Here is a 25,799-nt window from a genome sequence, read left to right as displayed (position 1 = left end):
AAGCAAAATCAAATGAGAAAGCTTATTCTAATTCTTTTTTTGATACTTACACTACCCACACAAATGGCACTCGCCTGTGAGGTATGCAAACAGAATCAGCCTGAGCCTTTACAGAACATTACGCATGGTGCAGGCCCACAGAGCGATTTGGATTTTGTGATCATCATTGTGGGTATAGTTATCGTCTCGTTTACGCTTTTTTATAGTCTCAAATTTCTTATCAAGCCCGGAGAAAAGCATCCCGGGCATATCAAAAATATTGTAGTAGATGAAAGATATTGAAACCCTGGAAGATAAGCGTGTCATTAAGATATTTCTGGATGATGAGGATGTTCCCTTTGCTGAATTCAAACCGCCGGTAAAATTTATGCTGGATACCACCAAAATTCCGGATGGAAAGCACCGCCTTAAAATTGTTGCCAAGTCATCTAACAATGTAGAAGGGATAAAAGAAATCCCTTTTGAAGTCCGCAACGGTCCGGAGATAGCAGTTGTAGGATTGAGGGCTAATGAGGTAGTGGATGAAAAGGTTTCCATCACAGTCAATGCCTATGGCAGCGAACGTAGAGATCATTTTGTGGTCACCGGCTCTGAAACTCCCAAGGGTATTCCTGCCTGGGTATGGGCGATTGTGATCGGATTCATTGGCTTTGCCATATTCTACTTCATCATGTACTGGACACCTGATTTTTATCAATCATTTTTCTGATGAAAAAGACCATTTTACACCTAGAAGATATCAAACTGCTGGTGGACAGCTTTTATGCTAAAGTCCGTGAGGATGCGATACTGGCACCGGTCTTTAATGAGCGAATTGGCAAGCGATGGCTGGAACACCTGGAAAAAATGTACAAGTTTTGGCAGACCGTCTTGCTGGATGAGCATACATATTACGGTAGCCCATTCGTGCCCCACGCCCGACTGGAAGTTGACAGATCGCATTTTGAGCGATGGCTCACCCTTATTTTATGCAACTGTGGAGGAATATTTCAAGGGAGAAAAAGCAGAAGAAGCTAAATGGCGGGCTAATAAAATGGCTGAGATGTTTCTGTTTAAAATTGAGTATTACAGGGACAATCCGAAAAAGCCAATACTATGAACACTGCAATAAAATACCCGCTTGCAATTGCTTCAGTTTTTCTCTGGATAGGCTTTGTTTGTGCTATCAGCTTTATGGAAGCCTGGCTTAAGTTTAAAGCCCCCGGGGTTAGCTTGCATATCGGCCTGGGCATCGGTCGCCTGGTATTTAATGTATTGAACAAGGTAGAATGGGTACTTGCCTTTGCAGTAATTACCAGCTTGTTATCATCAGGCGGTACACTTCAGGCGAGCTTTATGTTTTTATTCATTCCGCTCATTTTATTGGTAATACAGACATTCTGGTTGCTGCCTGCCCTGGATGTCAGGGCTGAGATGTACATACAGGGATTGGCGGTACCACCTTCAGATCTCCATATTTACTATATCGTCGCTGAAGTTTGCAAGGTAATTAGCCTATTCATATTCGGCATCAAAATAATCAGATAATGCTCAAAGAGATTGTACGCGAAATTAGAAAAGACATAAATAATAATTACCAGAATTCGGATGATAATCTCAATCCTCCAGAGGGTTTATCCAAGACAAAAAAGGTTACTTACTGGGACTACGTGAAGGTGGATACATTGCTGTCATTACAAAAACCCAAAACAGATTTTAAAGATGAAGTAACTTTTATCCTTTATCATCAACTTACTGAAATTGTTATGAAGATGATATTGCATGAGGTAGAGCAAATTTCAGGACAGGAATCTGTAGATGTAACTACACTTTCTGAGAAAATTGATCGCCTGAACCGCTACCTTGAACTAATGATCAACTCTTTTGACATCATGCGCTATGGTTTGAATTATAAAGACTACAATCAATTCAGAAAATCATTGGTACCGGCAAGTGGCTTTCAGAGTGTACAATTCCGGTTCATAGAATTGAGGTGTACCCGACTTGAAAACCTTCTTAATCAAAAAGGTAAAAAGTTAATATCAAATAGTGCAGCTACTCAAAAGCTTTTTAAACATATCTACTGGAAAGGTGCAGGAATTAAGCCTGAAACCGGAGAGAAAACGGATACTTTAAGCATGTTTGAAGAAAAATACATTGATCAGCTTATAGATTTAGCAGAACAGATGGAAGGTCATACACTTGAAGACAAAATAATAGGCATAGGAGGCTCATTACCCCCAATATTGAATCAAGCATTACGGCGTTTTGACTATTTATTTAATGTTAATTGGCCGCTTGTACATTTAAATACTGCCGAATATTACCTTAATGCAAAAGGGGAAGAAAAGGTAGCTACTGGAGGTAGTAAATGGAGAAAATATCTACACCCTAAATATCAACAGCGCAGGTTTTTTCCTTTGTTGTGGTCTGAAGAAGAAATTAAAAATTGGGGCAAATGCTGAACTTAAGGAAACTGTGTCAATAGAATTTGAAAAAAAAAATGGTTATGAAAAAGTTAGTGAATCCTACGATAGGTGAAATTGTAGCAACAGATTATCGTACAGCTACAGTTTTTCAAAAGTACGGTATTGATTTTTGTTGCCGTGGTAACCGCACTATTGAAGAAGCGTGTAAAGACCAGCCAATTGATTTTGAAAAAATATTGAATGACCTAGCAGCTATAAAGAAACAAAAAGATGACACTGGTCCCGAATTTAGAAGCTGGCCGTTGGATCAACTGGTTGATTATATACAGTATAAACACCATAAATATGTAGAAGAGAAATTAGAACAGATTAAGCCTTTACTTGATAAGGTATGTAATGTTCACGGCAAGTATCACCCAGAGCTCTACAAAATACAAAAAGAGTTTATGGAAGGAGCAGGTGAGTTGACCAAACATATGAAGAAGGAAGAATTCATTCTTTTTCCATTTATCAAAAAGATGGCTACACAGGGCCAGGTTAGTAGCCCTTTGTTCAAAACAGTACAAAACCCCATAAGCATGATGCTTCATGAACATGATACTGAAGGTGAACGTTTTCGCAAAATTAGTTCACTAACAGATCAGTATGCTCCACCAACTGACGCCTGTAATACTTACATTTTGACTTACGCATTATTAAAAGAGTTTGAAGAGGATTTACATCTGCACATTCATTTGGAGAACAATATTTTATTTCCCAAAGCTCTTGCCTTGGAGAAAAAGTTAGATCATTAAACTGGACCAAAAAAAGATAAGCATGAAACATAAAATTAAACAGGAGCAACTTGAGTGGACAAAAAGTAAAATAAAAGGGTTTTATGGAAAAGAGCTTATTGCTCAGGAAAAAGGAAGCGTTAAACTGGTCAGGATTGATCCCGTAGCTACTTATCCGGAGCATCTTCATCCCAGCAAAACCGAATATGCTCATATCATTGAAGGTAACCCAATTATTGTGATAGAAAATCAGCACTACACGAGCAAACCTGGAGATTTTTACATTTTCCCTGTTAACACCAAGCACGCTATTATTAATAATACAAGTGATGAATGTTTGTTATTAATTGGAGCTATTGAGAATTGACTCATGATGGATACAGTTAATTGTAATTTAAAAATTAAGAGAATATACGAAGAGTATTCCAAGAATGATGGTTACAGGATTCTTATTGACCGTATTTGGCCGAGAGGAATTAAAAAAAAGGATGCTAAACTTGATGCATGGATGAAAGAGATAGCACCTTCCTCTTCATTAAGAAAATGGTTTGGCCATGAAGCTGAAAAATTTGATGAGTTTTCAGCGAAATATAGGGAAGAGCTCTCGGATAAAAGAGAAACTTTACAAAAAATTCTTGCTGTTGCAGACAGTCAAAAGTTGACTTTACTTTATGCAGCGAAAGACACGAAAATGAACCATGCTGTGGTGTTACTAAATTTTTTAAATAACAGTATTTAATATGAATACTTATGAGACAGTAAGCGAGGCAGTAAACGACCTTATAAAAAGAGGGTACACTACCGACTTTTCTCTTTATAAAGAAAATGACTGTTTAATATGCAAAAAAACTTCGCTAAGACTTGCACCCGATGAATTTAAAATTGATGAAATTCATCGTTTTGAAGGAATGACAGATCCGGGAGATCAAATGATTGTATATGCCATTTCATCAGACATACACCAAACAAAAGGCATTGTAGTCAATGCTTTTGGCATTTACTCAGATGCCACTTCTTCCAAGATTGTAGAGCGTTTGAGCAGACATATAATTTAACTTACATTAAACAGAATAAGATATGGACAAAGATGAGAAGCCTTTCTTTCTCCCTGCTACACGGGAAATTACAAAGATGAAAGAAACGCTGGCACCAGAAGTAATGAATGCCTGGCAGAATTTTAGCCGTACGGTTTTTAAAGAGGGAACCCTGGATGAAAAAACCAAGCAGCTTATTGCTGTGGCAATTGCGCATGTGACGCAGTGTCCTTATTGCATTAAAGGGCATACCAAACAAGCAATGAAGAAAGGAGCTAGTAAAAAAGAGATCATGGAGGCCATCTGGGTAGCAGCGGAAATGCGTGCTGGTGCGGCTACTGCTCATGCAAATATTGCTATTAATGAAATGGAAGAAAAATGAAAACTTCAAAACCAATAAAACGCGATAAATCCTTACAACCTTTAAGCCGTGAGCATCATCATAGCCTGCTTCTATGCTGGAAAATCAGATCAAGTTTTAGAAAGAGAGTTGAAGTAAAGCGAATAAAAAAATATGCTGATTGGTTTTTTGAGAACCACATCAAACCCCATTTTAAGATTGAAGAAAAGCATGTTTTTCCTGTGCTTGGTGATGAGCATGAACTGGTAAAAAAAGCCCTTGCCGAACACAGAAGGTTAACAAGGCTATTTGAGAATGATGAAGAGGTGGAGAAGTCACTGAACCGCATAGAGGAAGAACTGGAAGCCCATATCCGCTTTGAAGAACGTGTTCTGTTTAATGAAATTCAAAATGTAGCTTCAGAGGAGCAGTTGAAACTAATTGATAAACATCATTCTGAAACAAAATTTCAGGAAAATACTGAAGATGAATTCTGGAAATAATGTTTAATTGGAACAAACAGTTTCAACTTAAATGTGAATAGAAAAGGATAAAATATGAACTGGGTTTTGTTAATAATAGCAGGATTATTTGAAGTGTGCTTTGCAGCTTGTCTTGGAAAAACAAAAGAAAGCACCGGAACTGAAACAACATATTGGTACATTGGATTTTTAATATGCTTAGGAATAAGCATGTACCTGCTCGTAAAAGTAACTCAAGCATTGCCCATAGGAACCGCTTATGCCGTGTGGACAGGAATAGGAGCCGTAGGAACGGTGCTCGTCGGAATTCTGGTATTCAAAGAACCTGCTACTTTTTGGAGACTGTTTTTTATCACCACTTTAATTGCTTCAATCATCGGGCTGAAGTTAGTATCAAATTGAATGGACTAGTAAAGCACATACTGCCAATCTTCTAGCGAAAAGCAAGGTTAAGCATATGTAAAGGTAAATAAAATATATAAAGACCTTTTTAACTTTTTATTTTCTTATATTGATATTTATTTGAGTACAAAGTATGAATCACATGGCGTACGCAAAAATATTATCAGACGATAAAGGCTTAGAAGCATTGGTAGTCGGGCAACTGAAGAAAGTTTTTGACCCGGAAATTCCTCTGGATGTGCTGGGACTGGGGCTAATCTATCATGTAGAAATCGTTATCAAAAAAGTATCAGTATTAATGACGCTTACCAATCCTGCCTGTCCGTCTGGTGCAGCTATAGTGCAGACAGTAGAACTGGCTATCAGCGACCTGAAAGAAGTGGAAACCGTAGATGTAGAACTCACTTTTGACCCTCCATACACCTTTGAGACGATGTCGGAGGCAGGTAAGCTTGAGCTGGGTTTCCTGTAAAATTATGATATAGGTTATTTTGCATATTCATCATTTAAGGAACAGGCAAGCCAGTTCTTATTGACGACAATTTTTTAAACAAACCTGGCAACAGATTTTTAGTATGGAAAAACTTTTAATAGCTATCAGTTTTGGACTTTTTCTCATCATCATCTACCTGGTCTTTCGTACGACTACACTAATTTCTCTAATAAGCAAAGGAGAAATAAAAGAGAATATAGATAGTAGTAACCAACTCAACGCTGTAATGATGATCGTCTTTCTGGTGGGCGGCATGGGACTCATATTCTGGTATTCCAATAGAGCTTCTGAGCATTTCTTGCCGGAGTCCGCCTCTGTCCACGGGGATTGGATTGATCAGCTGTTTTGGATTACCATGTATATTACTGGCTTTGTTTTCGTAATTACTCAGGGTTTACTTTTCTATTTTTCTTACAGATACCGATATAGGCCCGGACGAAAGGCATTTTTCTATCCCTATAACAACAAGCTTGAAATTACCTGGACAATTGTTCCTACCATAACTTTTATCGTAATGTTTATTGCAGGCTTGAGTTCGTGGAACAAAATCACTTCAAAAGCTCCTGATAATGCTGTAGTCATTGAAATAGTAGGGCAGCAATTCAACTGGAATGTAAGGTATCCGGGAGAAGATGGGACATTAGGAGAGCACGATTACAAATTAATAGACGCGGTCAATAACCTTGGCCTGGACTTCACTGACCGTGCGAGTTTTGACGACTTTACCGCTCTTCAACTGCATATTCCCAAAGGAAAACCGGTACTTCTAAAAATCAGGGCAAAAGATGTAATTCACAGCGTATATATTCCTCATTTCCGGTTGAAAATGGATGCAGTACCTGGCATGATGACCAGGTTTCATTTCGTAGCTAAGTATTCTACTCAAGAGATGAGGCAAAAACTGGGTAATCCGGATTTTAATTTTGAAATGGCCTGTGCAGAAGTATGTGGGCGCGGCCATTTCGCCATGCGTTTTATTGTGGTGGTAGAGGAAGAAGAAGATTTTAATGAATGGTATAAAAATCAGGAAAGCTGGCTTTCTAAGAATCCGGAATATCTTTCAGTAGTACCTGATGAGCTAAAAGAACTGGCAAAAAAGAAAGCGAAAGGAGATGAGGAGTCTACTCCGGGAAGTACTGCATCATTATTAGAAAACATATATTTTTAGTTATGTCTGTACAAAATATTAACCAGAAACCTGATGAGCACTCAGTGGTGTCAGACGAACATCATGAAGATAGTTTTATCACCAAATATATTTTTAGTACCGACCATAAAATGATTGCCAAACAGTATTTAGTTACCGGTATTATGTGGGCAGTCATCGGAGGGCTTTTATCCCTACTCTTCCGTCTCCAACTGGGTTTTCCCGAATCCAATATGAATTGGCTCGAGCCTTTACTTGGTGATTGGATACAAAACGGTAAAATAGACCCTGAATTTTACCTGGCCCTGGTAACCATGCACGGTACCATCATGGTTTTTTTTGTATTAACAGCAGGGTTAAGTGGTACTTTCAGCAACTTTCTGATTCCTCTACAAATTGGCGCCCGGGATATGGCATCCGGCTTCATGAACATGCTATCTTACTGGTTATTTTTTGTCGCTGGTGTGATCATGTTCTTATCTATGTTTATTGAAACAGGACCTGCAGCAGGGGGCTGGACAGTATATCCACCGCTCAGTGTACTACCTCAGGCCATTTCAGGTTCCGGGTTGGGAATGACACTTTGGCTCATCAGCATGGTCTTCTTCATAGCATCAACCCTTATGGGGGGCATCAATTATATCACTACTATAATCAATCTTAGAACCAGAGGAATGTCTTTCAAAAAACTACCGCTGACCATTTGGGCACTATTTTTTACCGCAATTTTGGGGTTATTAACTTTTCCGGTATTATTTGCTGCAACCTTGCTTCTCATTTTTGACAGAAGCTTTGGTACCAGTTTTTATCTTTCTGATATCTATATAGCTGGTGAAGCTCTATCTAATGTTGGAGGCAGCCCGATTTTATATCAGCATTTATTTTGGTTTTTGGGACATCCGGAGGTTTATATTGCCATACTACCTGCTTTTGGAATAGTATCAGAGGTCATTGCTACTAATGCACGTAAACCAATATTTGGTTATCTAGCTATGGTTGGTACCATGTTTGTCATCACTTTTTTATCTATTACTGTATGGGCTCATCATATGTTTGTTTCAGGTATGAACCCTTTTTTAGGGTCAATATTTATGCTGGCATCATTCATTATTGCTGTACCCTCTTCAGTAAAAGTCTTCAACTGGCTGACCACCCTTTGGCGAGGAAATATCCATTTCACCCCGGCTATGCTATTTGCCATCGGCATGGTCTCATTTTTTATTGCTGGAGGGGTAACGGGTTTGTTTGTAGCTAACTCTGCTATAGATATTCAGCTTCATGATACGTATTTTATAGTAGCCCACTTTCATTTGGTGATGGGCAGCGCGTCCTTCTTTGGTTTTCTGACTGGCGTATACCATTGGTTTCCAAAAATGTTTGGCAGAATGATGCACAGAGGTTTAGGGCATCTACACTTTTGGTTAACCTTTGCTGGCGTTTACCTGGTTTTTTTTCCTATGCATTATATAGGGATGGCAGGTTTTCCCAGAAGGTATTATTCTTTTACCGGTTTTGAGGTTTTCAGAACATTTGTGGATCTAAATGCATTTATCAGTATTGCTGCTTTCATTACATTCGGTGCACAAATCATTTTTCTGTTTAATTTCTTTTATAGTATGTACCGTGGACGCCTGGCACCTGCAAATCCCTGGAGGTCTAATACTTTAGAATGGACTACTCCCCGCTTTCCGGGGCATGGAAACTGGCCCGGAGAAATCCCTAAAGTATATAGATGGGCTTATGATTATAGTAAGCCTGGTGCTCAGGAAGACTTTATTCCTCAGACAATACCATTTTCGCAAACGCCCGAATCTAACCTGCCGGAAGAGACAAAATTGGTTAGTGAAGGTTTGCCTGAGGTTGTGGGAGAGGATTTGCAGAGCAAACTTAAAGAAAAGGGCAAGTAGCTTAATTATAACAAAAAAAGAACATCGTCTCCTATATTTTTAATATGTGCAATGGTATATCTGAAAGTCCTGTTCATGACTCATTCTATATAAATCATTCGCCTTATCATTTTTTTATCACTTAAAAATCACAGATCATGAAAAAAGTAGTTATTAATGGGTTGGGAAGAATTGGAAGAGCAACTTTAAAGGTCTTACTTGAAAAGCATGACTTTGAATTAGTTGCTGTTAATGACCTGGTTTCACCGAAAAACCTTGCTTATCTGTTAAAATACGATACTGTTTATGGTAGATATCATAAGAAGGTGGAAAATGACGGAAAACATTTGATCATTGATGGCAAAAAATATATGGTAATTAATGAAAAAGACCCTGCTAACCTGCCCTGGAAAGATCTGGACATTGACATTGTTTTTGAATGCACGGGCATATTCACCAAAAAAGAAGATCTGCAAAAACATGTTAAGGCAGGGGCAAAATATGTCATTCTTTCAGCACCATCCAAAAGTGAAGAGATTTCTACAGTAGTTCACGGTGTGAACCGAAACCATGAAAATAATCCGGAGATCATATCCTGTGCAAGTTGCACTACAAATTGCATCACTCCCGTTGTAGAAATTATAAACAGGCGGATTGGCATAGAAAAAGCTAATATGACTACAGTACATGCTTATACTTCTACCCAGGGCCTGGTTGATATGCCCAACGATAAGATGCGTAGAGGCCGTGCGGCAGCAGCTAATTTTGTACCTACCTCAACAGGTGCTGCACTGGCTACCACACAGGCACTGCCGGAATTAAAAGATAAATTTGACGGTGCTGCGATACGGGGACCTGTCCCGGTAGGCTCTATTGCCGATATTAACTTTATTACTTCCAGGAAAACATCAGTAGAAGAAGTGAAAGATATCTTTAAAGAGGAAGCAGAAAGTGATAGATATCAAGATATACTGGGCGTTACTGAAGAGCAGCTTGTTTCATCCGATATTGTAATGGACCCTAGAGCTTCCATTGTTGATCTTTCTATGATACAGGTCACTGGTGGTGACTTGGTAAAAGTAATGAGTTGGTATGATAATGAGTGGGGGTATGTAAATCAGATGGTTAGGGAAGCAGAAAGTATACTATCTCAATAGCAATGACAAAAAACTAATGTTTGACAAAGGCTAGGTAAATATTAAAAAAGGGGGTAGCTTAGTGAATATCAACACCTCCTTTTATACTAGGTTTTGAATAATTAAAATAATGATAGAACTTGTATTAGTGATATATAGAACTATTGTTGCTTTTAATTTACTCAAGATTAAAGCCAACTGTCTGCCTCGAAAAAGCAAGATCATCTTTCCGAATCTTATAAGCACTCACGAGTGTGCTTATTCCTAGTCCTGTTTAATTTTATTCGTCCTCTTCATTCACCTATCAATATGATAGCTGAAATACTCGTAGAATAAAGTTTCTAAATTTCACCCTTCAGGACAGCTTCTAATTTTTCTATTCAGAAAAAAAACGGCTATTAGACCCAATGGCTGTTATTAAACAATATTAAAAATTTATGATCATGGCTAAAAGAAGCAAAAGTCTAAAAGAATCCACAAAAAATTTGAAGGAAAGAAGACAAGAGAAGATTTTAAAAAAAGTTGAAGAAAAAATGAATAAAAGAAGAAAAACAAGACGGTAAACTTTAATCTGTGAGCCGGGAGATATTATACCCGGCTCTTTTTCAAACTATTACCCAGCAACCTTCTAACACAATGTCAGGTATAAACATAAGGTGAGTAAACCTGAGTACAAATGGGTATTGGCAAGTCTATCATGCAAAAAGTAAGCAAGTCAAAAATACATAGTCCTATTGCTTTTGCCCGCACGTTCTTTGACCGTAAGGACAGGCTTTATCTAAACCAGCAAGTAAAAAGCTTTTTCTTTGGACAATACCTTGCTAGTGGTTTAAAAATTACTTTAGGTATTGTATTGCCTTCATTGATTTTTGCTTGGTTTGATGAACTAACTTATGGGCTAATCATCTCTCTGGGGGCTCTCTATGTAAGTATCTCTGATCAACCAGGGCCAGTGTTGCATCGAAGAAACGGAATGTTGGTTACTAATATTTCTATTTTTTCTATAGCTATAGTAACTGGCATGATCAACCAGCATACCTGGCTTCTGGCGATTGAAATACCTCTTTTCTGTTTTGCACTTTCCATGCTGATGGTGTATGGATCACGGGCCGCCGCTGTGGGTACCGCCACTTTACTGATGATGATATCAAGTATGCATTTTGACAGTGGATATAGCGTTGGGTATGCTTTCTTGATTCTAAGTGGAGGTGTTTGGTATATGCTACTCAGTTTATTTTTGAGTCGCATCAGGCCTTACCGCCTGGCACAACAATATCTGGGAGAATGTATACTTGAAGTAGCCCGCTACATTCGTCTGAAAGCAGAATTTTATGATGACAAATTTGCTGTTAATGAGCTGTATAAAAAGTTAATAGTTCAGCAAATCGTAGTAAATGAACAACAAGATAATGTAAGGCAAATTGTTTTCAGGACGAGGAAGAAAGTAAGAGAGACCATGCGATCAGGCCGCTTGGTAATTATGATCTTTACAGATATTATTGAAGCATTTGAGCTAGCCATGTCTTCACAAATTGATTATAGCATACTAAGACAAAGATTCTTAAAACACCAGATATTACCAGCTTATAGGAATTTGCTCATTACTATGGCTAAGGAGTTTGATGATTTGGGCTACGCTTTGATCAACAATGAAAAACCAAGGCCGTTAGTAAATTTTGATTCTCATCTGAACATAATCAAAGAAAGGCTGCTTGCACTGGAGTCAGAAGGGATTTCTGTGAGGATACTGAAGAAAACCCTGGTTAATATAAGAAATATAACACGCCTATTAAGTGATATGTATAATTATTTTCAGGCTGAACAACTTACTTTTTTATCTAAAACTGAGGAGTCTGATTTAACAAAATTTGTTTCTCGTCAGGATTTTGACTTAAAAATTTTCAAAGACAACCTTTCACTACGTTCTACTGCTTTCAGACATTCAATCAGATTAACATTTGGATGTTTTTTGGGGTACATGATTTCCCTGGAACTACCCTATGGTCAACACAGCTATTGGATATTAATTACCATTTTAGTGATCCTGAAACCTGATTTTAGCATATCAAAAAAACGAAATTACGAAAGGGTTTTAGGCACAGTTGCGGGTGGGTTAACAGGCGCGCTCATACTTTTACTGATTCAGAATGAAGTAGCAAAACTCATATTACTCGTCATTTTTATGGTTATAGCCTTTAGTTTTAATAGAATTAAATATGTGATCAGTGTATTATTCATGACCGCGCTCATATTGATACTATTCAGCTTCATTTATAAAACGAGTAATCTGGAAGTAACCACAGAAAGGATTATCTATACCCTTATTGGATCTGCTATCGCATTTCTGGTTAGCTATTTTGTTCTTCCCAGTTGGGAGACCTCACAGATCAAGACTAATCTGATTAATATTCTAAAAGCTAACCTTATCTACTTGCAAAAGATAATTGCCATGTCTGGTGACAAGTCATTTCCTATTACAGATTACAGGCTTGCTCGTAAAGATGTATATATGCAAACCGCGAATATGGGCTCGGCTTTTCAGAGGATGCTCCATGAACCGAAAAATAAGCAGGAAAAAGCTCCCTATATCAATGAGTTTGTAGTGCTGAACCATATTTTATCATCATATCTAGCTGCTTTATCTTCTAGTTTAGAAAAAAATCATGCAAAAAAAATAATAAACACTGAACATTTGAAACTTATTCGGAAGACAAAGTTCCTGTTACAGGAAGCAATAAAACATATTGATCAAAAGCCGTTTAATGTTGATTTTGAATTACCTGATGTAACAAAGGAATCTAATAAAGATGCCTTCGATGCTCAGTCCATTCAAAAACAATTGGAGCTAATAAGAAAAGTATCGGCAGATCTTGAGAAATTAAGCCAAACGCTAAGTAAACTACCAAATTAAGTGTACAATCTATTAGTCAGACACGCAATGTATTTGTCTAATATTCCTGGATTGGGAGCAGGTTCATTTCTCATTAATCATCCTTTAAAATCTTAAAGGTCATCTTATCTATGGAGCGATCTAACATGATCTGACAAGCTAATCTACTTTGTGCTTTTTGATTAGGCAATCTATTGAGGGTATGTTGCTCAAATGAGTCTATCTCTCCAATATTACCGTGAATTACCTCTACGTGACAAGTACCACACATTGCCCTGCCTTTACAATCACCCCATTCTTCCCATAGTTCATTCACTATTAGCTCCATAAGATTTCTATATGCTAAAGGAGCAAAATTCACTTTCTTTATTTGTCCATCCTCATCTATTACTGTGATACTAAATCGGTCCATATTCAAGTTGTCATTTTTTCAAAAACACCAGACCTTTTTCCAAATCTTCGGTTACCTCCTGTACAGTAGTTCGTTCAAGCATCTCTTTAATAGAATCTCTGATTTGCTTGAACTCATCATGAATGGGGCAGGGCCTGCGTTCAGAGCACTCTTTGATACCCAGCCCACAGCCGGTAAAGAGTTTATTGCCGTCAATCGCCCTCACAATATCAATGAGCCTGATATCTTTTCTCCCTTCTTCAATGTAGAAGCCACCGTGCGGCCCTTTTACAGAACTGATTAAATCCATACGGCTTAGGTTTTGCAGGATTTTAGCCGTAAAATGTTCCGGAACATCAATCTCATTGCTGATGTCCTTAATGCCTACTTTTTTGCCTTCCTGGCTTTTAGCTACAATATAAATTACTGCCCTGATGCCGTATTCACATGCTTTAGAGAACATAATTTTTTCTTGATTGTGAGAAATAAGTTAGACATATGCTACTTAACACATGAACAGGTCTTTTCTAACATTTAATTTTTTACAGAAAATACCTCTTCGGGTACCACGCTATAATATTCATCATCAGGGGTAATCCATTGCAGGGATAACGTATTATCTTTCGGCTTTAGAAGGTACTCCACCACGATAGGATAGGTACCGGCTTTCAGGTCAACGGCTATTTCATGATCGTCCTTGTTTTCGTTAATAATTTTATCACCATTCATAAACACCCTCCCTTCACCGGACTTGATCAGTTTAAAAAAGTATTTACCCTTCTCGCTGATATGTATAGACCCGCTGGCACGGAGAAGCACACGCTCCTGCAAAGGCTCAAAAGCCTCCTGCCCGGTAAAATGAATGACATTGGCCAGTCCATTGTGCAAAGGGCTAACAGGAGAAGTCTTATCAGTGCTGGCATTTACATAATGCGCCTCCAATCCATCTGAAGGGTAAATACTTAGCTTTAGTCCGTTTGCTTCCCTGGCTGCCGCTGGTTTATTTTGAAAAACCTCAGAGAGCTTTAAGCCAGGCGTGTGCAAGAGTGGATCTTTATTAACCGTAGAATCACTTAGGGAAAGTATCCACCTAACTATTTTTTTTGCATTTTTTTTCTCTAAGAATGGATGTTTGGACATCTGCTGACTACCCCAAATCCCTCCTCCGCCTTCAATAATCTTGTTGGCCAACTTGCTGATCGTACTGAAATCAGCCTCGTACCTTTGTGAGATTTGTACATATGTGGGGCCCACAGATTTGTCTTCAATATTATGGCAATTCAGACAGTCATCATTTCTAATAAAAGTCAAGGCGCTTTTTGTTTTCTTCTTGCTTACCTCCTGTTTTTCTTCTTTTTGGTTACAAGCGGATAAACAAACTGTTCCGATAACAAACACAAAAATTAGTAATCTACTTCCACTGCCTGATAGTCTTTTTCTCATGTGTTTTACAATAATAATTTTGAGTAAAGATAATAATTTGATAATAAGGGACAAAAAAGTCTTTTTTTATGTTTAGCTAATTCTTTAGCGAGCACGATAAGTGGGTATCAAATATTTTGATAGTAAGCATGAAAGCTTTTCATCAAAAAAATTAGGGCTGCAACTTATCTACGCATAATTTTGGGCAAAATTAAAAAGATGGAGATAAGGTATTTACGTCTGATCAAAGTGATTGTGAAGGAAGGCAGCATTACCCGTGCCATTGATAAGCTCCATCTGTCGCAAAGCGCGCTCAGCTACCAGTTGAAGGAAGCTAAAGTGCAGCTAGGCACGCCTATCTTCTATCGTCACAATAAAAAACTGATCCTTACTCCGATAGGCAAAAAGCTGTATAAAGCTGCTAATAACGTACTCAAGGAAATTGATTCCACAGAACCGGAGATCAAAAAACTGATCTCGGGAGAAACCGGGATGATTCAGATCAGTACGGAATGCAATACCAGTTATCACTGGCTGCCGCCTGTACTCAATAAATTCAAAAATGAGTTCCCTAATGTGGGGTGCAAATTGTATTTGAGGCTACTCACTGCTCTATAGAGAAACCAATGGAAGGAGAGCTGGAACCCATCATCAAACAGTATACTGAACAAAGAGAAGACGCGGAGCATTTCTGTGACTTTGTGATTTGCAAAGGTATAGTAGAGTCTCTCATTGTAGAAAATCAAAACCTTGCTTTATGATAGCTGAGGGTACTTTGTGTGTGCATCCTATCTCAAGTAACAAGTGTAAGGAGCCATCAATCACTTCTCCTATTTACACTTCTACAGCATACTCTTATATGGACGCTGAAGAACGCCTATACCCAGGCTTTCTATCTACCTTTAATCAGATTAGGTTGGGAGAGGTGATCGCGAGACTGGAAGGAGGAGATTGTGGTATTGCCTTAAATTCCGGCATGGCTGCCATTAGTAGTACTATACTTTCTCTTGTAAAGGAAGGTGATCATATTATTTTTTCTCGTGACCTCTATGGCGGCACTTCACAATTTGCTACTGATGAACTGATTCAGAGGGGTATCTCATGTGATTTTGCTGAAAATACCCTGTACAGTTTTGAGTCTAAAAGACAAAAAAACACTCGGGTCGTCTTTTTTGAATCACCCACTAATCCATTATTAAATATCATTGACCTTCAGGAGATTGCCCTCTGGGCAAAAAAACATGAACTGATTACCATCATTGATAATACCTTCGCTACACCCATCAATCAAAAGCCACTCTCATTTGGCATTGACATCGTAGTTCACAGTGGCACTAAATATTTAAGCGGCCATAATGACCTTGTATTTGGCGCTACAGTAACAAACAATACTTTCTATAAAGAATCCATCCTGTCCACTGCTAAACTATATGGTGGAGCGCTGTCCCCCACTCTCTGCTACCAGGCTGAAAAGAATATTAAAACTTTAGATTTAAGAGTTCAGCAACAGAACAGGTCTGCTATGCGGATTGCTTCATATCTGGAAAATCACCCAAGGATAAAAAAAGTATACTATCCGGGTCTCAGGTCTCACCCTTCCTACCAGCTCGCAAAAAGGCAAATGTCAGCCTTCGGTGGTATGATATCGTTTGAATTACATGAAGTCGCATACTTAAACCCATTCTTAAAAAACCTAATTATCATTCATCCTGCGCTAAGTTTAGGTGGGGTAGAAAGCCTGATTTGTGTACCAGCCCAAACTTCTCATGCGGCAATAAGCGAAAAACAAAGAGAGTTACTAGGAATTAGTGAGAAGCTATTAAGACTATCAGTAGGTATAGAAAATACTGATGATCTAATTCATGACATTGAGAGCGCTTTGCAATGTTTGTAAATATTATTCCAATAAATACAAATGAAGAATAAAAATCCGCTTACCAAAACAGATAAGTGGATTTCTGCTTTACAAATCGTTAAACTGCTACTTCTTTTTCTTTTTTTGCTTGGGGATAATGCTTATCAGAAAGGTCAATCTCATCCTTTACTGACCAGCCGGTTTTTAGTCCGATAACAAACCAGCCCAGGGCCAGCACTCCTACGGCAAAAATGGTATCGCCAATCACACGTAGCCAGCGAAGAGTATCCATGCCGGGCTGTTGCATAAACTCAGCGGAACGGGCATACCACAAACCTACTTCCACACTTACCCAGGTTTGCGCCAGCCCGATGGGCAACACACTGATGAGCACCATCAAAGCCAATCCGATATTGATAGACCAGAAGGCGAAGCGAATCACGCCATCTTTCCATACATTACGAGCAGCCAGACCTTTGAGCACAAAGAGCATCAGTCCAATTCCTAAGATCCCATACACCCCAAACAGCGCGGTATGGCCATGGACCGGTGTAGTATTTAACCCTTGCATATAATAAAGCGCAATGGGTGGGTTGATCAGGAATCCAAAGATACCCGCTCCTACCAGGTTCCAGAAAGCCACCGCTACAAAGCAGTAGATCGGCCACTTATAGGCTTTGATCCATCCGGTAGAACGGCTCAGAGAGAGGTTATGATAAGCCTCAAAACCAATCAGTACCAAAGGAACCACTTCCAGGGCACTGAAGGTAGCTCCCAACGCCAGCACAGCAGTAGGCGTACCGCTAAAATAGAGGTGATGGAAAGTACCTATGATTCCTCCTGACAAGAAAATAATGGTGGAAAATAATACCGTAGCTGTGGCGATACTCGCTTTGATCAACCCCATTCTTACAAACAGGAAAGAGATAACAACGGTAGCAAAAACTTCAAAGAAGCCTTCCACCCACAGGTGTACTACCCACCAGCGCCAGTATTCCGCCACCGCCAGATTCGTTTGCCGTCCCCACATCAGTCCGGCTCCATAGAAAACAGCAATGGCAATGGAAGATATCAGGAACATCGCCAGCATATGCCGGCTGTCTTTCTGAGTTTTGAAAGCGGGCCATATCGCTCTACCCATTAGGAACAACCAGATGAAAAGACCTGCAAAAAGAAAGATTTGCCAGAACCTACCCAGGTCCACATATTCATAACCTTGATGTCCAAACCAGAAATTAGCTTCATACCCAAGTTTTTGCATGACACCAAACCACTGCCCTGTCAGTGAACCCAGTACAATGACAAGCAAGGCACCAAACAAAATATTAACTCCCAGTGCCTGGTATTTTGGCTCTTTGCCCGACACCGCTGGCGCAATGAATAAGCCCGTGGCCAGCCATGAAGTAGCAATCCAGAAGATCGCCAGTTGAATATGCCAGGTGCGAGTTACCGAGTAGGGTAAATATTCTGCTAGGGGAAAGCCATAAAATGCTGTTCCCTCAACTCCATAATGTGCTGTTACTGCCCCCAGGATTACCTGTACTACTATCAATGCCATCACTACCCAGAAGTACTTAAGGGTAGCTCGCATAGATGGTGTAGGCTGAAGCCCCAACAGCGGATCTTTATCCGGCAGCTCTGAAGGGTCAGGATTCTCTTCATGATGAGAGGCATAATAATAAGCAAGTAAGCCAATGCCAGCCAGCAATAATATAACGCTAAATCCTGTCCAGAGAATTAGTCCACTGGTCGGCTCATTGGCTACCAGTCGTTCGGGAGGCCAGTTATTCGTATAAGTTATTTCACTTCCCGGTCTGTTGGTCACACAGGCCCATGTTGCCCAGAAGAAGAAAGCATTCATCTCCCGCATTCTGCTTTGTTCCTGGATAGAATTCGCCGGAATGGCATAAGCATCTCTTAGTGCTTCCTGTACCGGATCATTCATAAACAAACCCGCATAAAAATGGCTGTTATCTTCTATAGCCTGAGCTCTCATAGATGTAATGGTCAGTATACCTGATTGAGGATCATAGGTATTTTGCCGCAACTGCTTTTGCAAGCGTGCTCTTAAAGCAGCTTGTTTTTCTTCATCTAATGCATCATAGGCAGTACTGAAGTCCTGCTCGGCCATTGTATTGAGCATAAAAACCGCCTCTTTATGCAGCCAGTCGGCAGTCCAGTCGGGAGCGACATAGGCACCATGTCCCCAGATACTACCTACTTCCTGCCCTCCCATAGACTGCCAAACATTCTGACCATTTTTGATGTCTTCTTCAGTGAAAATGGTTTCTCCTTCTTCGGTCACTATCTGTCTGGGTATGGGAGGAGCCTGGCGATAAATTTCTATCCCGTAATATCCCAGCACGGCAAAAGACCCCACCATTACCACGACAAACCCGATCCATAACTTTTTGTACTTCATAATGATAAAAATTAGGTTGTCAACATATTAAAAAGTGTCTATCAGTGTAGACTGGTCGTATCAGGCTTACTCATCTGAAGTTGCTTGATGAATTTAGGAAAGAGGATATTGTTCTCCAAATGCACATGGGCATAGAGATCTTCTTCAAATTCAGCCAGCTCCTGGTAAAGCATTTTATAAGACTGACAGGCATCTTCGGGTAAGGTGTAGTCATTGGTCAGGTTACGAATTCTTTTCATCTCATCCCCTGCACCTTCGTGTTCCTCATTGAGTTCTTTCAGCAACTCGGCAATTTCAGCTTCAGATATGCTGACGGGTTGTTGATCCCATGCTTTGATGAGTGGAAACAGTTTATCTTCTTCCTTATGTAAGTGCTGAAGCAACTCTTCATGCAGTTCTATAAAATCATGATAGATATCAATCAGCTCAGGATGCTCCTTCCCATGCACTTTGCTTACCTTCTCGGCCAGCAGATGAATCTGCGGCCCCTGATTTCTGATGTATTCATGGTGGTTGTTGACAATGAAGTCGCAGAGCATGGAAAGCGGCCAGTGACTGACTCTCAGGTTTTGCTTTTCGGGTTGAACCTGCCGGATAGCCTGATTCACCTCTTCGGGATCTACACCGGCCTTTCGGCAGGCATCTTCAAAGCTTCTTTTTCCGCCACAACAATAGTCTATTTTCAACTTGTGGAATACAGCAGCAGCCTGCGGGTATTGTTGAACCACTTCGCCAACAGTGATTTTAGCAGGCTGCTTATGGATTTGCACCTGCCAAACTTCCGGACCGGCTTGCAGCACTTTCCACTGTAACTGTCCGGGTCGCTCTTCCTGAAACTGATAGAACAGCGGTTTAGGATCATGGTCATTGATAAGCATAAGGCTTTCACCTTCGGGAAGCTTGTCAAAAGATTCAAAAATAAATTGATGCTTATCTTTTGGGGCGATTTCTCTTACATCTATCGTGCTCATTTTCTTAAGGTTATGAATCAATAATGAGCTAAAGATAAAGGAGGTGAAGTTTAGAGGTTTATGATCTTAATCACATTGACTCAGAAAAAAAATTCTTTTTCTGGCTAATGAACAGTAAGCCAAGTCCAATAGGCATGATAAGACTCAGGTAAAAGAGCAGTTCAAAAAAATGATTGAATCCGGGAAGCCCATTGATATTGAGTAGAGACTGTAATACCAGCGCCAGTTCACTCAGGATAAAACCCATTATAAATACCCATATGCCAGTTTGCTGCCAAAAATTGGAAAGAATGAGCCAGTGCTCTTGTACAAACCAGCCCAGCAAAAAGAAAGTAGTAATCCCAATGAAGTTCAGATGCAGATAGGCAATCACGAAATTTCTTTGCGCATAAGCCAGATTAGCTACAAAAGGTAAGGCTTCGGCTAACAGCAAAATATTCTTCACTACTAACGAAATCAGCACCAGCAGCCATAGCAAGGCTACCATTTTACCTAATCTCTTTGTCCACTGTAAACGGACTACATTCAGGATACGGAACAGAAAGTAAAGACTTATGAGCTGAGCAAAAGCCGACAAGCCTGCCAACACATAAAGCCAGAGATGAGGCTGCGTCCACAAAACGGAAGAAGCATAAGTGGGTATGGCTGCCACAGCATTGAGCCAGAAGAATACCTGACCATCCTTCTTAAAATAGCCCATATCATTTTTCTCCAGCCAGTAAAAGAATAATCCCATGACGGCAAAGAGAAACCAGCCATTGTACTGAAAATGCAGGTAGAAGTAAATTGCCAGATGATACCAATGGGTAGCCGACAAGCCATTAGCCATGATAGGTCCCAGGGCAAAAGGTCCAATAGAGGAAATAAGCATAAGGATGATGGCGAAACGGACGACCACAAATGAAAAGCGATGTATGCCATAGGGCTGTGTTTCTTCTCTTCTATCCTTCAAAAATCTCCAGGCAAAAAAATAGGACAAAAAGATATGCAGGGTAGAGACAATGATGCTTCCTGCGGCATAACCCTGTACAGGAAATAAAATCAGCATGCCTAAAACAGTAATCTGAAACGCCCAGAAGAGTCGGTCAAAAATTTGTAAGCGTTCTCTTTTCACATAAGCTGCTACCAGCGCCACAAAAAAGGCATTAAAAATCCAGCCCAGAAAAGCCACATGGGAATGGCCGTGTAGCCAGAATTTATAATTAAGCCCCGGCACAGTACTGAGGTAGAAAGAACGCAGAAACACACCCAGTACCGCTACGATAAAAAGAAAAAGCAGAGAAACCCAGGCCCATCTTTTGAACATCTTCTGGCTCAATGCTACTCTTACTTTTGGCATGGACTGGGTAGATGGCATGACTTAAGAAACGATTTTGAGGGTTTTCATCTTGAAGCGAAAAATATCGGCAATGCTTTGTGCTTTCATACGGGCTTCTTCGGCTTTTCGTCCGGCAAAATGCTCGTCCAGCGTCTGCATAAACAGGCGTAGCCAGCGATCAAAGTGCTCTCCTCTAATGGGTAGAGGCAGGTGTTTGTCAAACGGGCTGCCTTTATAGACGTTTTCTCCCAGCAGCAGCTTGGCCCAGAAATCATACATTTTGGGGAGATGAGTTTCCCAATGTACCTGGGCTATTTCATTGAAAATAGGCGATAACAGTTCATCCTGATTAACTTTATTATAGAATTCATCCACCAGCAGGCGAATGTCTTCTTTGGTTTGAATATCTTTCATGACAATATCTTTTCTGGGTGCTGAGAAGCCGCCCTGTTTTTTAAGTTTTGACGAGCAGCAATAGTTCCTATGCTGAACAGGTATGCGAAAATAAGGAGGCCATTGGACAAGCCACTCCATTGATGCAGCTCATATATTCCTCCTATACTGCCGATTATGCGCAAGGCCAGGCTGAGTTGTAATCCGAAGAGCCAGAGGTAAAGTATGGGATGGTAAGGTTTAGCAGAAAGCTTAAGTACGCCCGGCAAGATGATAGGTCCGTGGGCAAAAATCATGGAAAAAACGAAGCCGATGAAAAAACTGTGCAGCACCGCATCGTAGTAAAAGTCGCTGAGTAGGCAGAGAGCACCGCACATCAGCAGCCAGAAGTAGCCACAAAGTAAAGAGGCCGCTACAAACTGGGTCAGCCCCTCTTTTCTGATGCTGATTCGCGCGATATCATAGCGATACAGCCATACTCCCATCAGGATCAATCCACTTCCAAAAATCATTCTTCCCGCACCATGAAACGGAAACACTAATCCCAACAGAAAAATAGCTATTGCCAGCAGAAAGCTGCTGCTTTTGAGTTTAGAATCTGGCAAAAAGCGGCCGAGGTCCAAACGCTCTCCGGTGATGGTAAGCAGCAAAAATCCTATCCACCAGCTCACAGCCAGCGGGTACAGTTGGGATTTGACTAACAACAGGTTGCCAATCAGCCAGCAAACAGCACCGGCTATCATCAGCAGCATATGCCTTTCCTCATGACGCTGGTAGAGGTAATAAAGCATAACCGCATATCCTAGGCTGGCAGCAGCTAAGAGCACATAGGCTACTAGGCTCAGATGTGTCAGAAAGAAAAAGGTGCTGATACCTGAAAGAAGAGGAGTCAGATATGCCCAGTATTTTTTGATGACCACGGCTCTTTCCAGGCTGATCAAAGTACCCAGAAAGCTACCCACCATCATAGCGCCATGCTCTCCAGCATTTACAGAAATCGGAAAATAGAGTCCTAGCCTCAGCCAGCCTGCGGTAGTAGCCGTGAGCAATGCCAAACCGACCAGCGGTAAAATATGATAGGGATTTTTCATGGCTGCTAGTTTATGTCTTGTTGTAATAAATCAAAACCTTTGTTCAAAACTAGCGCAATACAAGCCAAACCATTATGACCTCAATCATATTCCTCAAAAATCTCTGCGATTGGCAGTTCTCCCTGCTCCCCACAGAGGAATCAATATCCAAACGAGTGAGCAAATGAAAGCCAATGTGATACCTAGAGAGGTACCGAAGAATTTATTAAACACAGCTCCGGTGTAGCCCAGAAGTGCTGATATATCCAGCTTGAGCATCATCAGAATGCGGGAAAGGTCTACCGGATTAAAGAGGGTGAAAGCAATGGCAAATTTATCTACCGGATAATCCTCAAAAGCCAGGAGTAAAAGCAGGAATATTCCATCATACAGTACTGCCATAAACAGCCACACCAGCAGTGCCAGTCCGAAGCCCTTGACTCTGTTTTCATTTTTGAGTGAAATCCAGAAGGCAATGGCAGTAAAAATAAAGGTCAGCAGCAAGCCGGTAAGCAGCAATGTGAAGAAATTCCATATCTGGGCCGATATAAAGATGCCATAAAAGAGAAATGGAAGTCCTAATCCCAGTAGCAGGCTCAGAGAAAGAGAAAGCGCCAGCCCCAGGTACTGCCCTCCAAAAATGGAAGCGCGGCGTATAGGCTGGGCCAGCAGTAGTTCTACAAATTCCCGGCTGCTGTAATAGTAAATTACGCCAAACATGATGCTTACCAGCGGACTCAGCACGATAATGATGTTCATCAGGCTGATGATGGCTTTGGATAGGTCATTGCTAAAGTACAACAGACCTGTGGCACAGAGCAGATAGAACAGAAAATAGATAATGCTCCAGCGGCTCCGCATCAGATCAAAGAAGGTGAATTTGAATATTTTTAACATGACAATAGCAGATTTAAAATTACAGATTCCAGATTGAAATATTGATCATTCAGGAGGAACTCGATTAATCGTGTTTGTACAGTTTTGGAATTAAGTTGAGTAGTTCAATCATTCATCATCAAAATGCTTTCTTTTTTTTTGAGTAGCATTTGAGCGATGGCATGCTCCAGGTCTACCTCACCACTTTGCCTTACCAATTCCTGAAGACTGCCCCTAAAGTGAATATGTCCCTCCAGCAGAAATACAATTTCATCGGCCAGCGTTTCTACCAGGCTCATAATGTGGGTAGTAAGAATAATAGTCTTACCAGCCTCTCTTTCTCTGAGGATCATCTCTTTCAAGCGGATCATCGCTACCGGATCAAGTCCTACAGTGGGTTCATCAAGGATGATGACAGGATTGTCAAACATCAGACTGAGGAGTATATTGACCTTCTGCCGGGTTCCTCCGGAAAGAGAGCGCAACGTTTTATCCAGAAACTCTTCCAGTTCAAAACCCTCTATGATTTCTGCTTCATACACGGCTTGCTGTTGCCTGATGTCTTTCACCATACTTATCAGCTCCTTTACTTTCAGGTTCTCAGGGAAGCGGGCGATCTGGGGCAGGTAAGCAATATGCTGACGGTACAGCCATTCTCTGTGGATTTTTTTTCCTTCAAGATAAATTTCTCCCTTATCAGGATGCACCAGGCCGAGCAGACTTTTGATGAGGGTAGTTTTACCAGAACCATTGGGACCCAGAATGGCAAAAATGCCTCCTGAACTAATATCTAAATCTACTCCTTTAAGCACCTGATTGGGTCCGAAAGATTTATATAAATTTTTGATCGTAATCATGATACTGGTTTCATTAAAGGTGAAGGATCTACCAGGTTTTGCGGAGTGATGGCCGGAGCCACTTTTTCGGCAAAATTGATAATGTCTATGAAAAGACTCCGCAACAAAATGATAGAAGGCTGCACCCGGTTGATGACATAGGAGAACAGCTTGACCGGATGGTAGGGCACATCCCCTACTCCATTTTTATCCAGGTCATAGCCGCTGTATTCGCTCCAGTAATTACTTTCGTAGGTGTTATAGTTGTGCTGACTGTTGGTGGACAAGTCAAAGGTATTGGACAGAAAATTATTTTTCGTAAACACATTGCTGTCACTACTGCCGGAGATACGCAGTGCCCAGCCGTTTCTCCTGAAGTTATTGTGCGTAATCTTACAGCGGTTGGCCCCTTCAGCGTAGATACCACTGGTATTTTCGGTAAATTCATTGTGGGTAATCTCGCTGTCATAAATTTCTTTGAGCAATAAGCCATAGGAGGCACTTCCCCAGTTTTTTTCAAAGACATTGCGCTGCATATTGATCTGCTTGGAAAACATGACCGCTACGCCTGCCCCATTATTGCGAAATGTATTACCCAGATAATTGTCGTGGTTTGAAAACATAAAATGCAGGCCGTAACGCAGATTTCCTTCGCTTACATTCTCTGCTATGGTGCTGTAGTTGACAAACTCCAGATAAATCCCATCGCGGTGATTTTTGACGATATTGTTTTTGATGGTGATACTATCACAGTACCAGAGGTGGATGGCATTGCCGGAAGAGGCTTCATTTTCCGCATTGCCGATAATCTCATTGTCTGCCACAGTACAATGGACAGATTCTTCCAGCATTACTCCAAAGAAGGTGTTGATCAACTGGTTGCCGCGTAAAGTGCTTCCCCGGCTATTACTTAGCTTGATACCTGCCTGATCTTTGAGATAGCTAACCCCTACATTCTGAATTTTGAAACCGCTTACAGTCACAGAATCAGCAGTGATGGTCAGAATCTCGTTCTGGTTTTCTCCATCCAGCACCGGGAAATCCTGACCTAGCAGTACCAAGGGTTTGTCAATGATGATATTGCCTTCTTTGTAAACACCTTTTTCTACCACAATTGTATCACCGGTGCTGGCAAACTGTAAGGCTTCAGTGAGTGATGTATGCCGACGCTCCACCCCTACGTAATGGGTTTGGGCATAAACTGCACCTAGACCTAAAAAAATGAACAGCAAAATATTCAGCAAAGCTTTCATG

The 25,799-nt window shown here is 40.5% G+C and carries 31 protein-coding genes; 20 read left to right on the top strand and 11 right to left on the bottom strand.

The features are described from left to right. Positions 1–12 precede the first annotated feature (12 nt). The 17 genes from OKW21_RS32105 (at position 13) to OKW21_RS32025 (ending at position 13,012) form a co-directional block, all read left to right on the top strand. Complete coding sequence (locus tag OKW21_RS32105) at positions 13–282, top strand: hypothetical protein (protein ID WP_277488139.1); 270 nt, start codon at positions 13–15, stop codon at positions 280–282. After that, positions 269–709 carry a cytochrome C gene (locus OKW21_RS32100; protein WP_338130127.1) on the top strand — a complete coding sequence of 147 codons (441 nt, stop codon included), beginning with the start codon at positions 269–271 and terminating at the stop codon, positions 707–709. The genes OKW21_RS32105 and OKW21_RS32100 overlap by 14 nt, the downstream gene beginning before the upstream one ends. After that, positions 709–1,017 carry a group III truncated hemoglobin gene (locus OKW21_RS32095; RefSeq protein WP_338130126.1) on the top strand — a complete coding sequence of 103 codons (309 nt, stop codon included), beginning with the start codon at positions 709–711 and terminating at the stop codon, positions 1,015–1,017. The genes OKW21_RS32100 and OKW21_RS32095 overlap by 1 nt, the downstream gene beginning before the upstream one ends. A gap of 78 nt (positions 1,018–1,095) precedes the next feature. Further along, on the top strand, positions 1,096–1,527 hold the full coding sequence (locus OKW21_RS32090; protein WP_277488138.1) for a hypothetical protein: 432 nt from the start codon (positions 1,096–1,098) through the stop codon (positions 1,525–1,527). After that, positions 1,527–2,444, top strand: coding sequence for a tryptophan 2,3-dioxygenase family protein (locus tag OKW21_RS32085; RefSeq protein WP_277488137.1), 918 nt, complete (start codon positions 1,527–1,529; stop codon positions 2,442–2,444). The genes OKW21_RS32090 and OKW21_RS32085 overlap by 1 nt, the downstream gene beginning before the upstream one ends. A 44-nt stretch (positions 2,445–2,488) precedes the next feature. Further along, positions 2,489–3,202 carry an iron-sulfur cluster repair di-iron protein gene (gene ric / locus OKW21_RS32080; protein ID WP_277488136.1) on the top strand — a complete coding sequence of 238 codons (714 nt, stop codon included), beginning with the start codon at positions 2,489–2,491 and terminating at the stop codon, positions 3,200–3,202. Between the two features lie 22 nt (positions 3,203–3,224). Continuing rightward, positions 3,225–3,548 carry a cupin domain-containing protein gene (locus OKW21_RS32075; RefSeq protein ID WP_277488135.1) on the top strand — a complete coding sequence of 108 codons (324 nt, stop codon included), beginning with the start codon at positions 3,225–3,227 and terminating at the stop codon, positions 3,546–3,548. A 3-nt stretch (positions 3,549–3,551) separates the two neighbouring features. Then, positions 3,552–3,920, top strand: a complete 369-nt coding sequence (locus OKW21_RS32070) for a DUF488 domain-containing protein (RefSeq protein ID WP_277488134.1) — start codon at positions 3,552–3,554, stop codon at positions 3,918–3,920. A 1-nt stretch (position 3,921) separates the two neighbouring features. Next, positions 3,922–4,236: a phosphoribosylpyrophosphate synthetase gene (locus OKW21_RS32065; RefSeq protein WP_277488133.1), complete on the top strand. Its 315-nt coding sequence runs from the start codon at positions 3,922–3,924 to the stop codon at positions 4,234–4,236. Between the two features lie 22 nt (positions 4,237–4,258). Further along, positions 4,259–4,597, top strand: a complete 339-nt coding sequence (locus tag OKW21_RS32060; RefSeq protein WP_277488132.1) for a carboxymuconolactone decarboxylase family protein — start codon at positions 4,259–4,261, stop codon at positions 4,595–4,597. Continuing rightward, on the top strand, positions 4,594–5,058 hold the full coding sequence (locus tag OKW21_RS32055) for a hemerythrin domain-containing protein (protein ID WP_277488131.1): 465 nt from the start codon (positions 4,594–4,596) through the stop codon (positions 5,056–5,058). The genes OKW21_RS32060 and OKW21_RS32055 overlap by 4 nt, the downstream gene beginning before the upstream one ends. 54 nt (positions 5,059–5,112) lie before the next feature. Beyond that, a complete protein-coding gene (locus tag OKW21_RS32050; protein WP_277488129.1) occupies positions 5,113–5,439 on the top strand; it encodes a DMT family transporter in 327 nt (108 codons plus the stop codon). A gap of 142 nt (positions 5,440–5,581) precedes the next feature. Beyond that, positions 5,582–5,911, top strand: a complete 330-nt coding sequence (locus OKW21_RS32045; RefSeq protein ID WP_277488128.1) for an iron-sulfur cluster assembly protein — start codon at positions 5,582–5,584, stop codon at positions 5,909–5,911. A gap of 103 nt (positions 5,912–6,014) precedes the next feature. After that, on the top strand, positions 6,015–7,100 hold the full coding sequence (locus tag OKW21_RS32040; protein WP_277488126.1) for a cytochrome c oxidase subunit II: 1,086 nt from the start codon (positions 6,015–6,017) through the stop codon (positions 7,098–7,100). Between the two features lie 2 nt (positions 7,101–7,102). Then, a complete protein-coding gene (locus tag OKW21_RS32035) occupies positions 7,103–8,986 on the top strand; it encodes a cytochrome c oxidase subunit I (protein ID WP_277488125.1) in 1,884 nt (627 codons plus the stop codon). Positions 8,987–9,123: 137 nt separating this feature from the next. Further along, complete coding sequence (gene gap, locus OKW21_RS32030) at positions 9,124–10,122, top strand: type I glyceraldehyde-3-phosphate dehydrogenase (RefSeq protein ID WP_277488124.1); 999 nt, start codon at positions 9,124–9,126, stop codon at positions 10,120–10,122. A 655-nt stretch (positions 10,123–10,777) separates the two neighbouring features. Then, positions 10,778–13,012 (top strand): FUSC family protein, encoded by a 2,235-nt coding sequence (locus OKW21_RS32025; protein ID WP_277488123.1) that lies wholly within the window; start codon positions 10,778–10,780, stop codon positions 13,010–13,012. 73 nt (positions 13,013–13,085) lie between these two features. On the opposite strand, the gene OKW21_RS32020 is transcribed toward OKW21_RS32025, so the two are convergent. The 3 genes from OKW21_RS32020 to OKW21_RS32010 all read right to left on the bottom strand — a co-directional run bounded on the left by OKW21_RS32020 (position 13,086) and on the right by OKW21_RS32010 (position 14,825). Then, a complete protein-coding gene (locus OKW21_RS32020) occupies positions 13,086–13,403 on the bottom strand; it encodes a 2Fe-2S iron-sulfur cluster-binding protein (protein ID WP_277488121.1) in 318 nt (105 codons plus the stop codon). A 10-nt stretch (positions 13,404–13,413) separates the two neighbouring features. Continuing rightward, the gene (locus tag OKW21_RS32015; protein WP_277488118.1) at positions 13,414–13,845 is read right to left on the bottom strand and encodes an RrF2 family transcriptional regulator; all 432 of its coding nucleotides are present in this window, start codon (positions 13,843–13,845) and stop codon (positions 13,414–13,416) included. Positions 13,846–13,916: 71 nt separating this feature from the next. Further along, the gene (locus tag OKW21_RS32010) at positions 13,917–14,825 is read right to left on the bottom strand and encodes a PA14 domain-containing protein (RefSeq protein WP_277488116.1); all 909 of its coding nucleotides are present in this window, start codon (positions 14,823–14,825) and stop codon (positions 13,917–13,919) included. Between the two features lie 198 nt (positions 14,826–15,023). Here OKW21_RS32010 and OKW21_RS32005 point away from each other — a divergent pair, with 198 nt between their 5' ends. From OKW21_RS32005 to OKW21_RS31995, 3 genes are read left to right on the top strand one after another with little or no spacing between them, the layout of a single operon-like run. After that, positions 15,024–15,422 carry a LysR family transcriptional regulator gene (locus OKW21_RS32005; protein WP_277488113.1) on the top strand — a complete coding sequence of 133 codons (399 nt, stop codon included), beginning with the start codon at positions 15,024–15,026 and terminating at the stop codon, positions 15,420–15,422. 8 nt (positions 15,423–15,430) lie between these two features. Further along, the gene (locus OKW21_RS32000) at positions 15,431–15,565 is read left to right on the top strand and encodes a hypothetical protein (protein WP_277488111.1); all 135 of its coding nucleotides are present in this window, start codon (positions 15,431–15,433) and stop codon (positions 15,563–15,565) included. Continuing rightward, a complete protein-coding gene (locus tag OKW21_RS31995; RefSeq protein ID WP_277488110.1) occupies positions 15,562–16,698 on the top strand; it encodes a trans-sulfuration enzyme family protein in 1,137 nt (378 codons plus the stop codon). The genes OKW21_RS32000 and OKW21_RS31995 overlap by 4 nt, the downstream gene beginning before the upstream one ends. A 79-nt stretch (positions 16,699–16,777) precedes the next feature. On the opposite strand, the gene OKW21_RS31990 is transcribed toward OKW21_RS31995, so the two are convergent. The 8 genes from OKW21_RS31990 to OKW21_RS31955 all read right to left on the bottom strand — a co-directional run bounded on the left by OKW21_RS31990 (position 16,778) and on the right by OKW21_RS31955 (position 25,798). Then, positions 16,778–19,081: a nitric-oxide reductase large subunit gene (locus tag OKW21_RS31990; protein ID WP_277488109.1), complete on the bottom strand. Its 2,304-nt coding sequence runs from the start codon at positions 19,079–19,081 to the stop codon at positions 16,778–16,780. Positions 19,082–19,122: 41 nt separating this feature from the next. Continuing rightward, positions 19,123–20,052 (bottom strand): iron-sulfur cluster repair di-iron protein, encoded by a 930-nt coding sequence (ric, locus tag OKW21_RS31985; protein WP_277488107.1) that lies wholly within the window; start codon positions 20,050–20,052, stop codon positions 19,123–19,125. A 70-nt stretch (positions 20,053–20,122) separates the two neighbouring features. Further along, positions 20,123–21,409, bottom strand: coding sequence for a hypothetical protein (locus OKW21_RS31980; protein ID WP_277488106.1), 1,287 nt, complete (start codon positions 21,407–21,409; stop codon positions 20,123–20,125). A gap of 3 nt (positions 21,410–21,412) precedes the next feature. Next, positions 21,413–21,784 carry a group III truncated hemoglobin gene (locus tag OKW21_RS31975; RefSeq protein WP_277488104.1) on the bottom strand — a complete coding sequence of 124 codons (372 nt, stop codon included), beginning with the start codon at positions 21,782–21,784 and terminating at the stop codon, positions 21,413–21,415. Continuing rightward, complete coding sequence (locus OKW21_RS31970) at positions 21,781–22,854, bottom strand: hypothetical protein (RefSeq protein ID WP_277488101.1); 1,074 nt, start codon at positions 22,852–22,854, stop codon at positions 21,781–21,783. Before OKW21_RS31970 ends, OKW21_RS31975 begins: the two co-directional genes overlap by 4 nt. Before the next feature lie 93 nt (positions 22,855–22,947). Continuing rightward, positions 22,948–23,730 carry an ABC transporter permease gene (locus tag OKW21_RS31965; protein ID WP_277488099.1) on the bottom strand — a complete coding sequence of 261 codons (783 nt, stop codon included), beginning with the start codon at positions 23,728–23,730 and terminating at the stop codon, positions 22,948–22,950. Positions 23,731–23,834: 104 nt separating this feature from the next. After that, the gene (locus OKW21_RS31960) at positions 23,835–24,566 is read right to left on the bottom strand and encodes an ABC transporter ATP-binding protein (protein ID WP_277488097.1); all 732 of its coding nucleotides are present in this window, start codon (positions 24,564–24,566) and stop codon (positions 23,835–23,837) included. Further along, positions 24,563–25,798, bottom strand: coding sequence for a nitrous oxide reductase family maturation protein NosD (locus OKW21_RS31955; protein ID WP_277488095.1), 1,236 nt, complete (start codon positions 25,796–25,798; stop codon positions 24,563–24,565). Before OKW21_RS31955 ends, OKW21_RS31960 begins: the two co-directional genes overlap by 4 nt. Position 25,799: the final 1 nt, after the last annotated feature.

Origin of the sequence: Catalinimonas alkaloidigena (assembly GCF_029504655.1) — a bacterium.
Lineage (GTDB): Bacteria > Bacteroidota > Bacteroidia > Cytophagales > Cyclobacteriaceae > Catalinimonas > Catalinimonas alkaloidigena.
The sequence above is the reverse complement of the archived record's forward strand: the minus strand, read 5'-3'. Positions and strand labels throughout refer to the sequence as shown.

Bases quoted from the DNA above. Each gene is read 5' to 3' on its own strand.
- OKW21_RS32010 (WP_277488116.1), bottom strand. From the start codon at position 14,825: ATGAGAAAAAGACTATCAGGCAGTGGAAGTAGATTACTAATTTTTGTG.
- OKW21_RS31970 (WP_277488101.1), bottom strand. From the start codon at position 22,854: ATGAAAAATCCCTATCATATTTTACCGCTGGTCGGTTTGGCATTGCTC.
- OKW21_RS32035 (WP_277488125.1), top strand. From the start codon at position 7,103: ATGTCTGTACAAAATATTAACCAGAAACCTGATGAGCACTCAGTGGTG.
- OKW21_RS32065 (WP_277488133.1), top strand. From the start codon at position 3,922: ATGAATACTTATGAGACAGTAAGCGAGGCAGTAAACGACCTTATAAAA.
- OKW21_RS32055 (WP_277488131.1), top strand. From the start codon at position 4,594: ATGAAAACTTCAAAACCAATAAAACGCGATAAATCCTTACAACCTTTA.
- OKW21_RS32100 (WP_338130127.1), top strand. From the start codon at position 269: ATGAAAGATATTGAAACCCTGGAAGATAAGCGTGTCATTAAGATATTT.
- OKW21_RS32060 (WP_277488132.1), top strand. From the start codon at position 4,259: ATGGACAAAGATGAGAAGCCTTTCTTTCTCCCTGCTACACGGGAAATT.
- OKW21_RS32085 (WP_277488137.1), top strand. From the start codon at position 1,527: ATGCTCAAAGAGATTGTACGCGAAATTAGAAAAGACATAAATAATAAT.
- OKW21_RS31995 (WP_277488110.1), top strand. From the start codon at position 15,562: ATGATAGCTGAGGGTACTTTGTGTGTGCATCCTATCTCAAGTAACAAG.
- OKW21_RS32000 (WP_277488111.1), top strand. From the start codon at position 15,431: ATGGAAGGAGAGCTGGAACCCATCATCAAACAGTATACTGAACAAAGA.
- OKW21_RS32045 (WP_277488128.1), top strand. From the start codon at position 5,582: ATGGCGTACGCAAAAATATTATCAGACGATAAAGGCTTAGAAGCATTG.
- OKW21_RS32090 (WP_277488138.1), top strand. From the start codon at position 1,096: ATGAACACTGCAATAAAATACCCGCTTGCAATTGCTTCAGTTTTTCTC.
- OKW21_RS32025 (WP_277488123.1), top strand. From the start codon at position 10,778: ATGGGTATTGGCAAGTCTATCATGCAAAAAGTAAGCAAGTCAAAAATA.
- OKW21_RS31960 (WP_277488097.1), bottom strand. From the start codon at position 24,566: ATGATTACGATCAAAAATTTATATAAATCTTTCGGACCCAATCAGGTG.
- OKW21_RS31980 (WP_277488106.1), bottom strand. From the start codon at position 21,409: ATGCCATCTACCCAGTCCATGCCAAAAGTAAGAGTAGCATTGAGCCAG.
- OKW21_RS32040 (WP_277488126.1), top strand. From the start codon at position 6,015: ATGGAAAAACTTTTAATAGCTATCAGTTTTGGACTTTTTCTCATCATC.
- gap (WP_277488124.1), top strand. From the start codon at position 9,124: ATGAAAAAAGTAGTTATTAATGGGTTGGGAAGAATTGGAAGAGCAACT.
- OKW21_RS32050 (WP_277488129.1), top strand. From the start codon at position 5,113: ATGAACTGGGTTTTGTTAATAATAGCAGGATTATTTGAAGTGTGCTTT.
- OKW21_RS31975 (WP_277488104.1), bottom strand. From the start codon at position 21,784: ATGAAAGATATTCAAACCAAAGAAGACATTCGCCTGCTGGTGGATGAA.
- OKW21_RS32015 (WP_277488118.1), bottom strand. From the start codon at position 13,845: ATGTTCTCTAAAGCATGTGAATACGGCATCAGGGCAGTAATTTATATT.
- OKW21_RS31965 (WP_277488099.1), bottom strand. From the start codon at position 23,730: ATGTTAAAAATATTCAAATTCACCTTCTTTGATCTGATGCGGAGCCGC.
- OKW21_RS32005 (WP_277488113.1), top strand. From the start codon at position 15,024: ATGGAGATAAGGTATTTACGTCTGATCAAAGTGATTGTGAAGGAAGGC.
- OKW21_RS32070 (WP_277488134.1), top strand. From the start codon at position 3,552: ATGATGGATACAGTTAATTGTAATTTAAAAATTAAGAGAATATACGAA.
- ric (WP_277488136.1), top strand. From the start codon at position 2,489: ATGAAAAAGTTAGTGAATCCTACGATAGGTGAAATTGTAGCAACAGAT.
- OKW21_RS32095 (WP_338130126.1), top strand. From the start codon at position 709: ATGAAAAAGACCATTTTACACCTAGAAGATATCAAACTGCTGGTGGAC.
- OKW21_RS31955 (WP_277488095.1), bottom strand. From the start codon at position 25,798: ATGAAAGCTTTGCTGAATATTTTGCTGTTCATTTTTTTAGGTCTAGGT.
- OKW21_RS32020 (WP_277488121.1), bottom strand. From the start codon at position 13,403: ATGGACCGATTTAGTATCACAGTAATAGATGAGGATGGACAAATAAAG.
- ric (WP_277488107.1), bottom strand. From the start codon at position 20,052: ATGAGCACGATAGATGTAAGAGAAATCGCCCCAAAAGATAAGCATCAA.
- OKW21_RS31990 (WP_277488109.1), bottom strand. From the start codon at position 19,081: ATGAAGTACAAAAAGTTATGGATCGGGTTTGTCGTGGTAATGGTGGGG.
- OKW21_RS32105 (WP_277488139.1), top strand. From the start codon at position 13: ATGAGAAAGCTTATTCTAATTCTTTTTTTGATACTTACACTACCCACA.
- OKW21_RS32075 (WP_277488135.1), top strand. From the start codon at position 3,225: ATGAAACATAAAATTAAACAGGAGCAACTTGAGTGGACAAAAAGTAAA.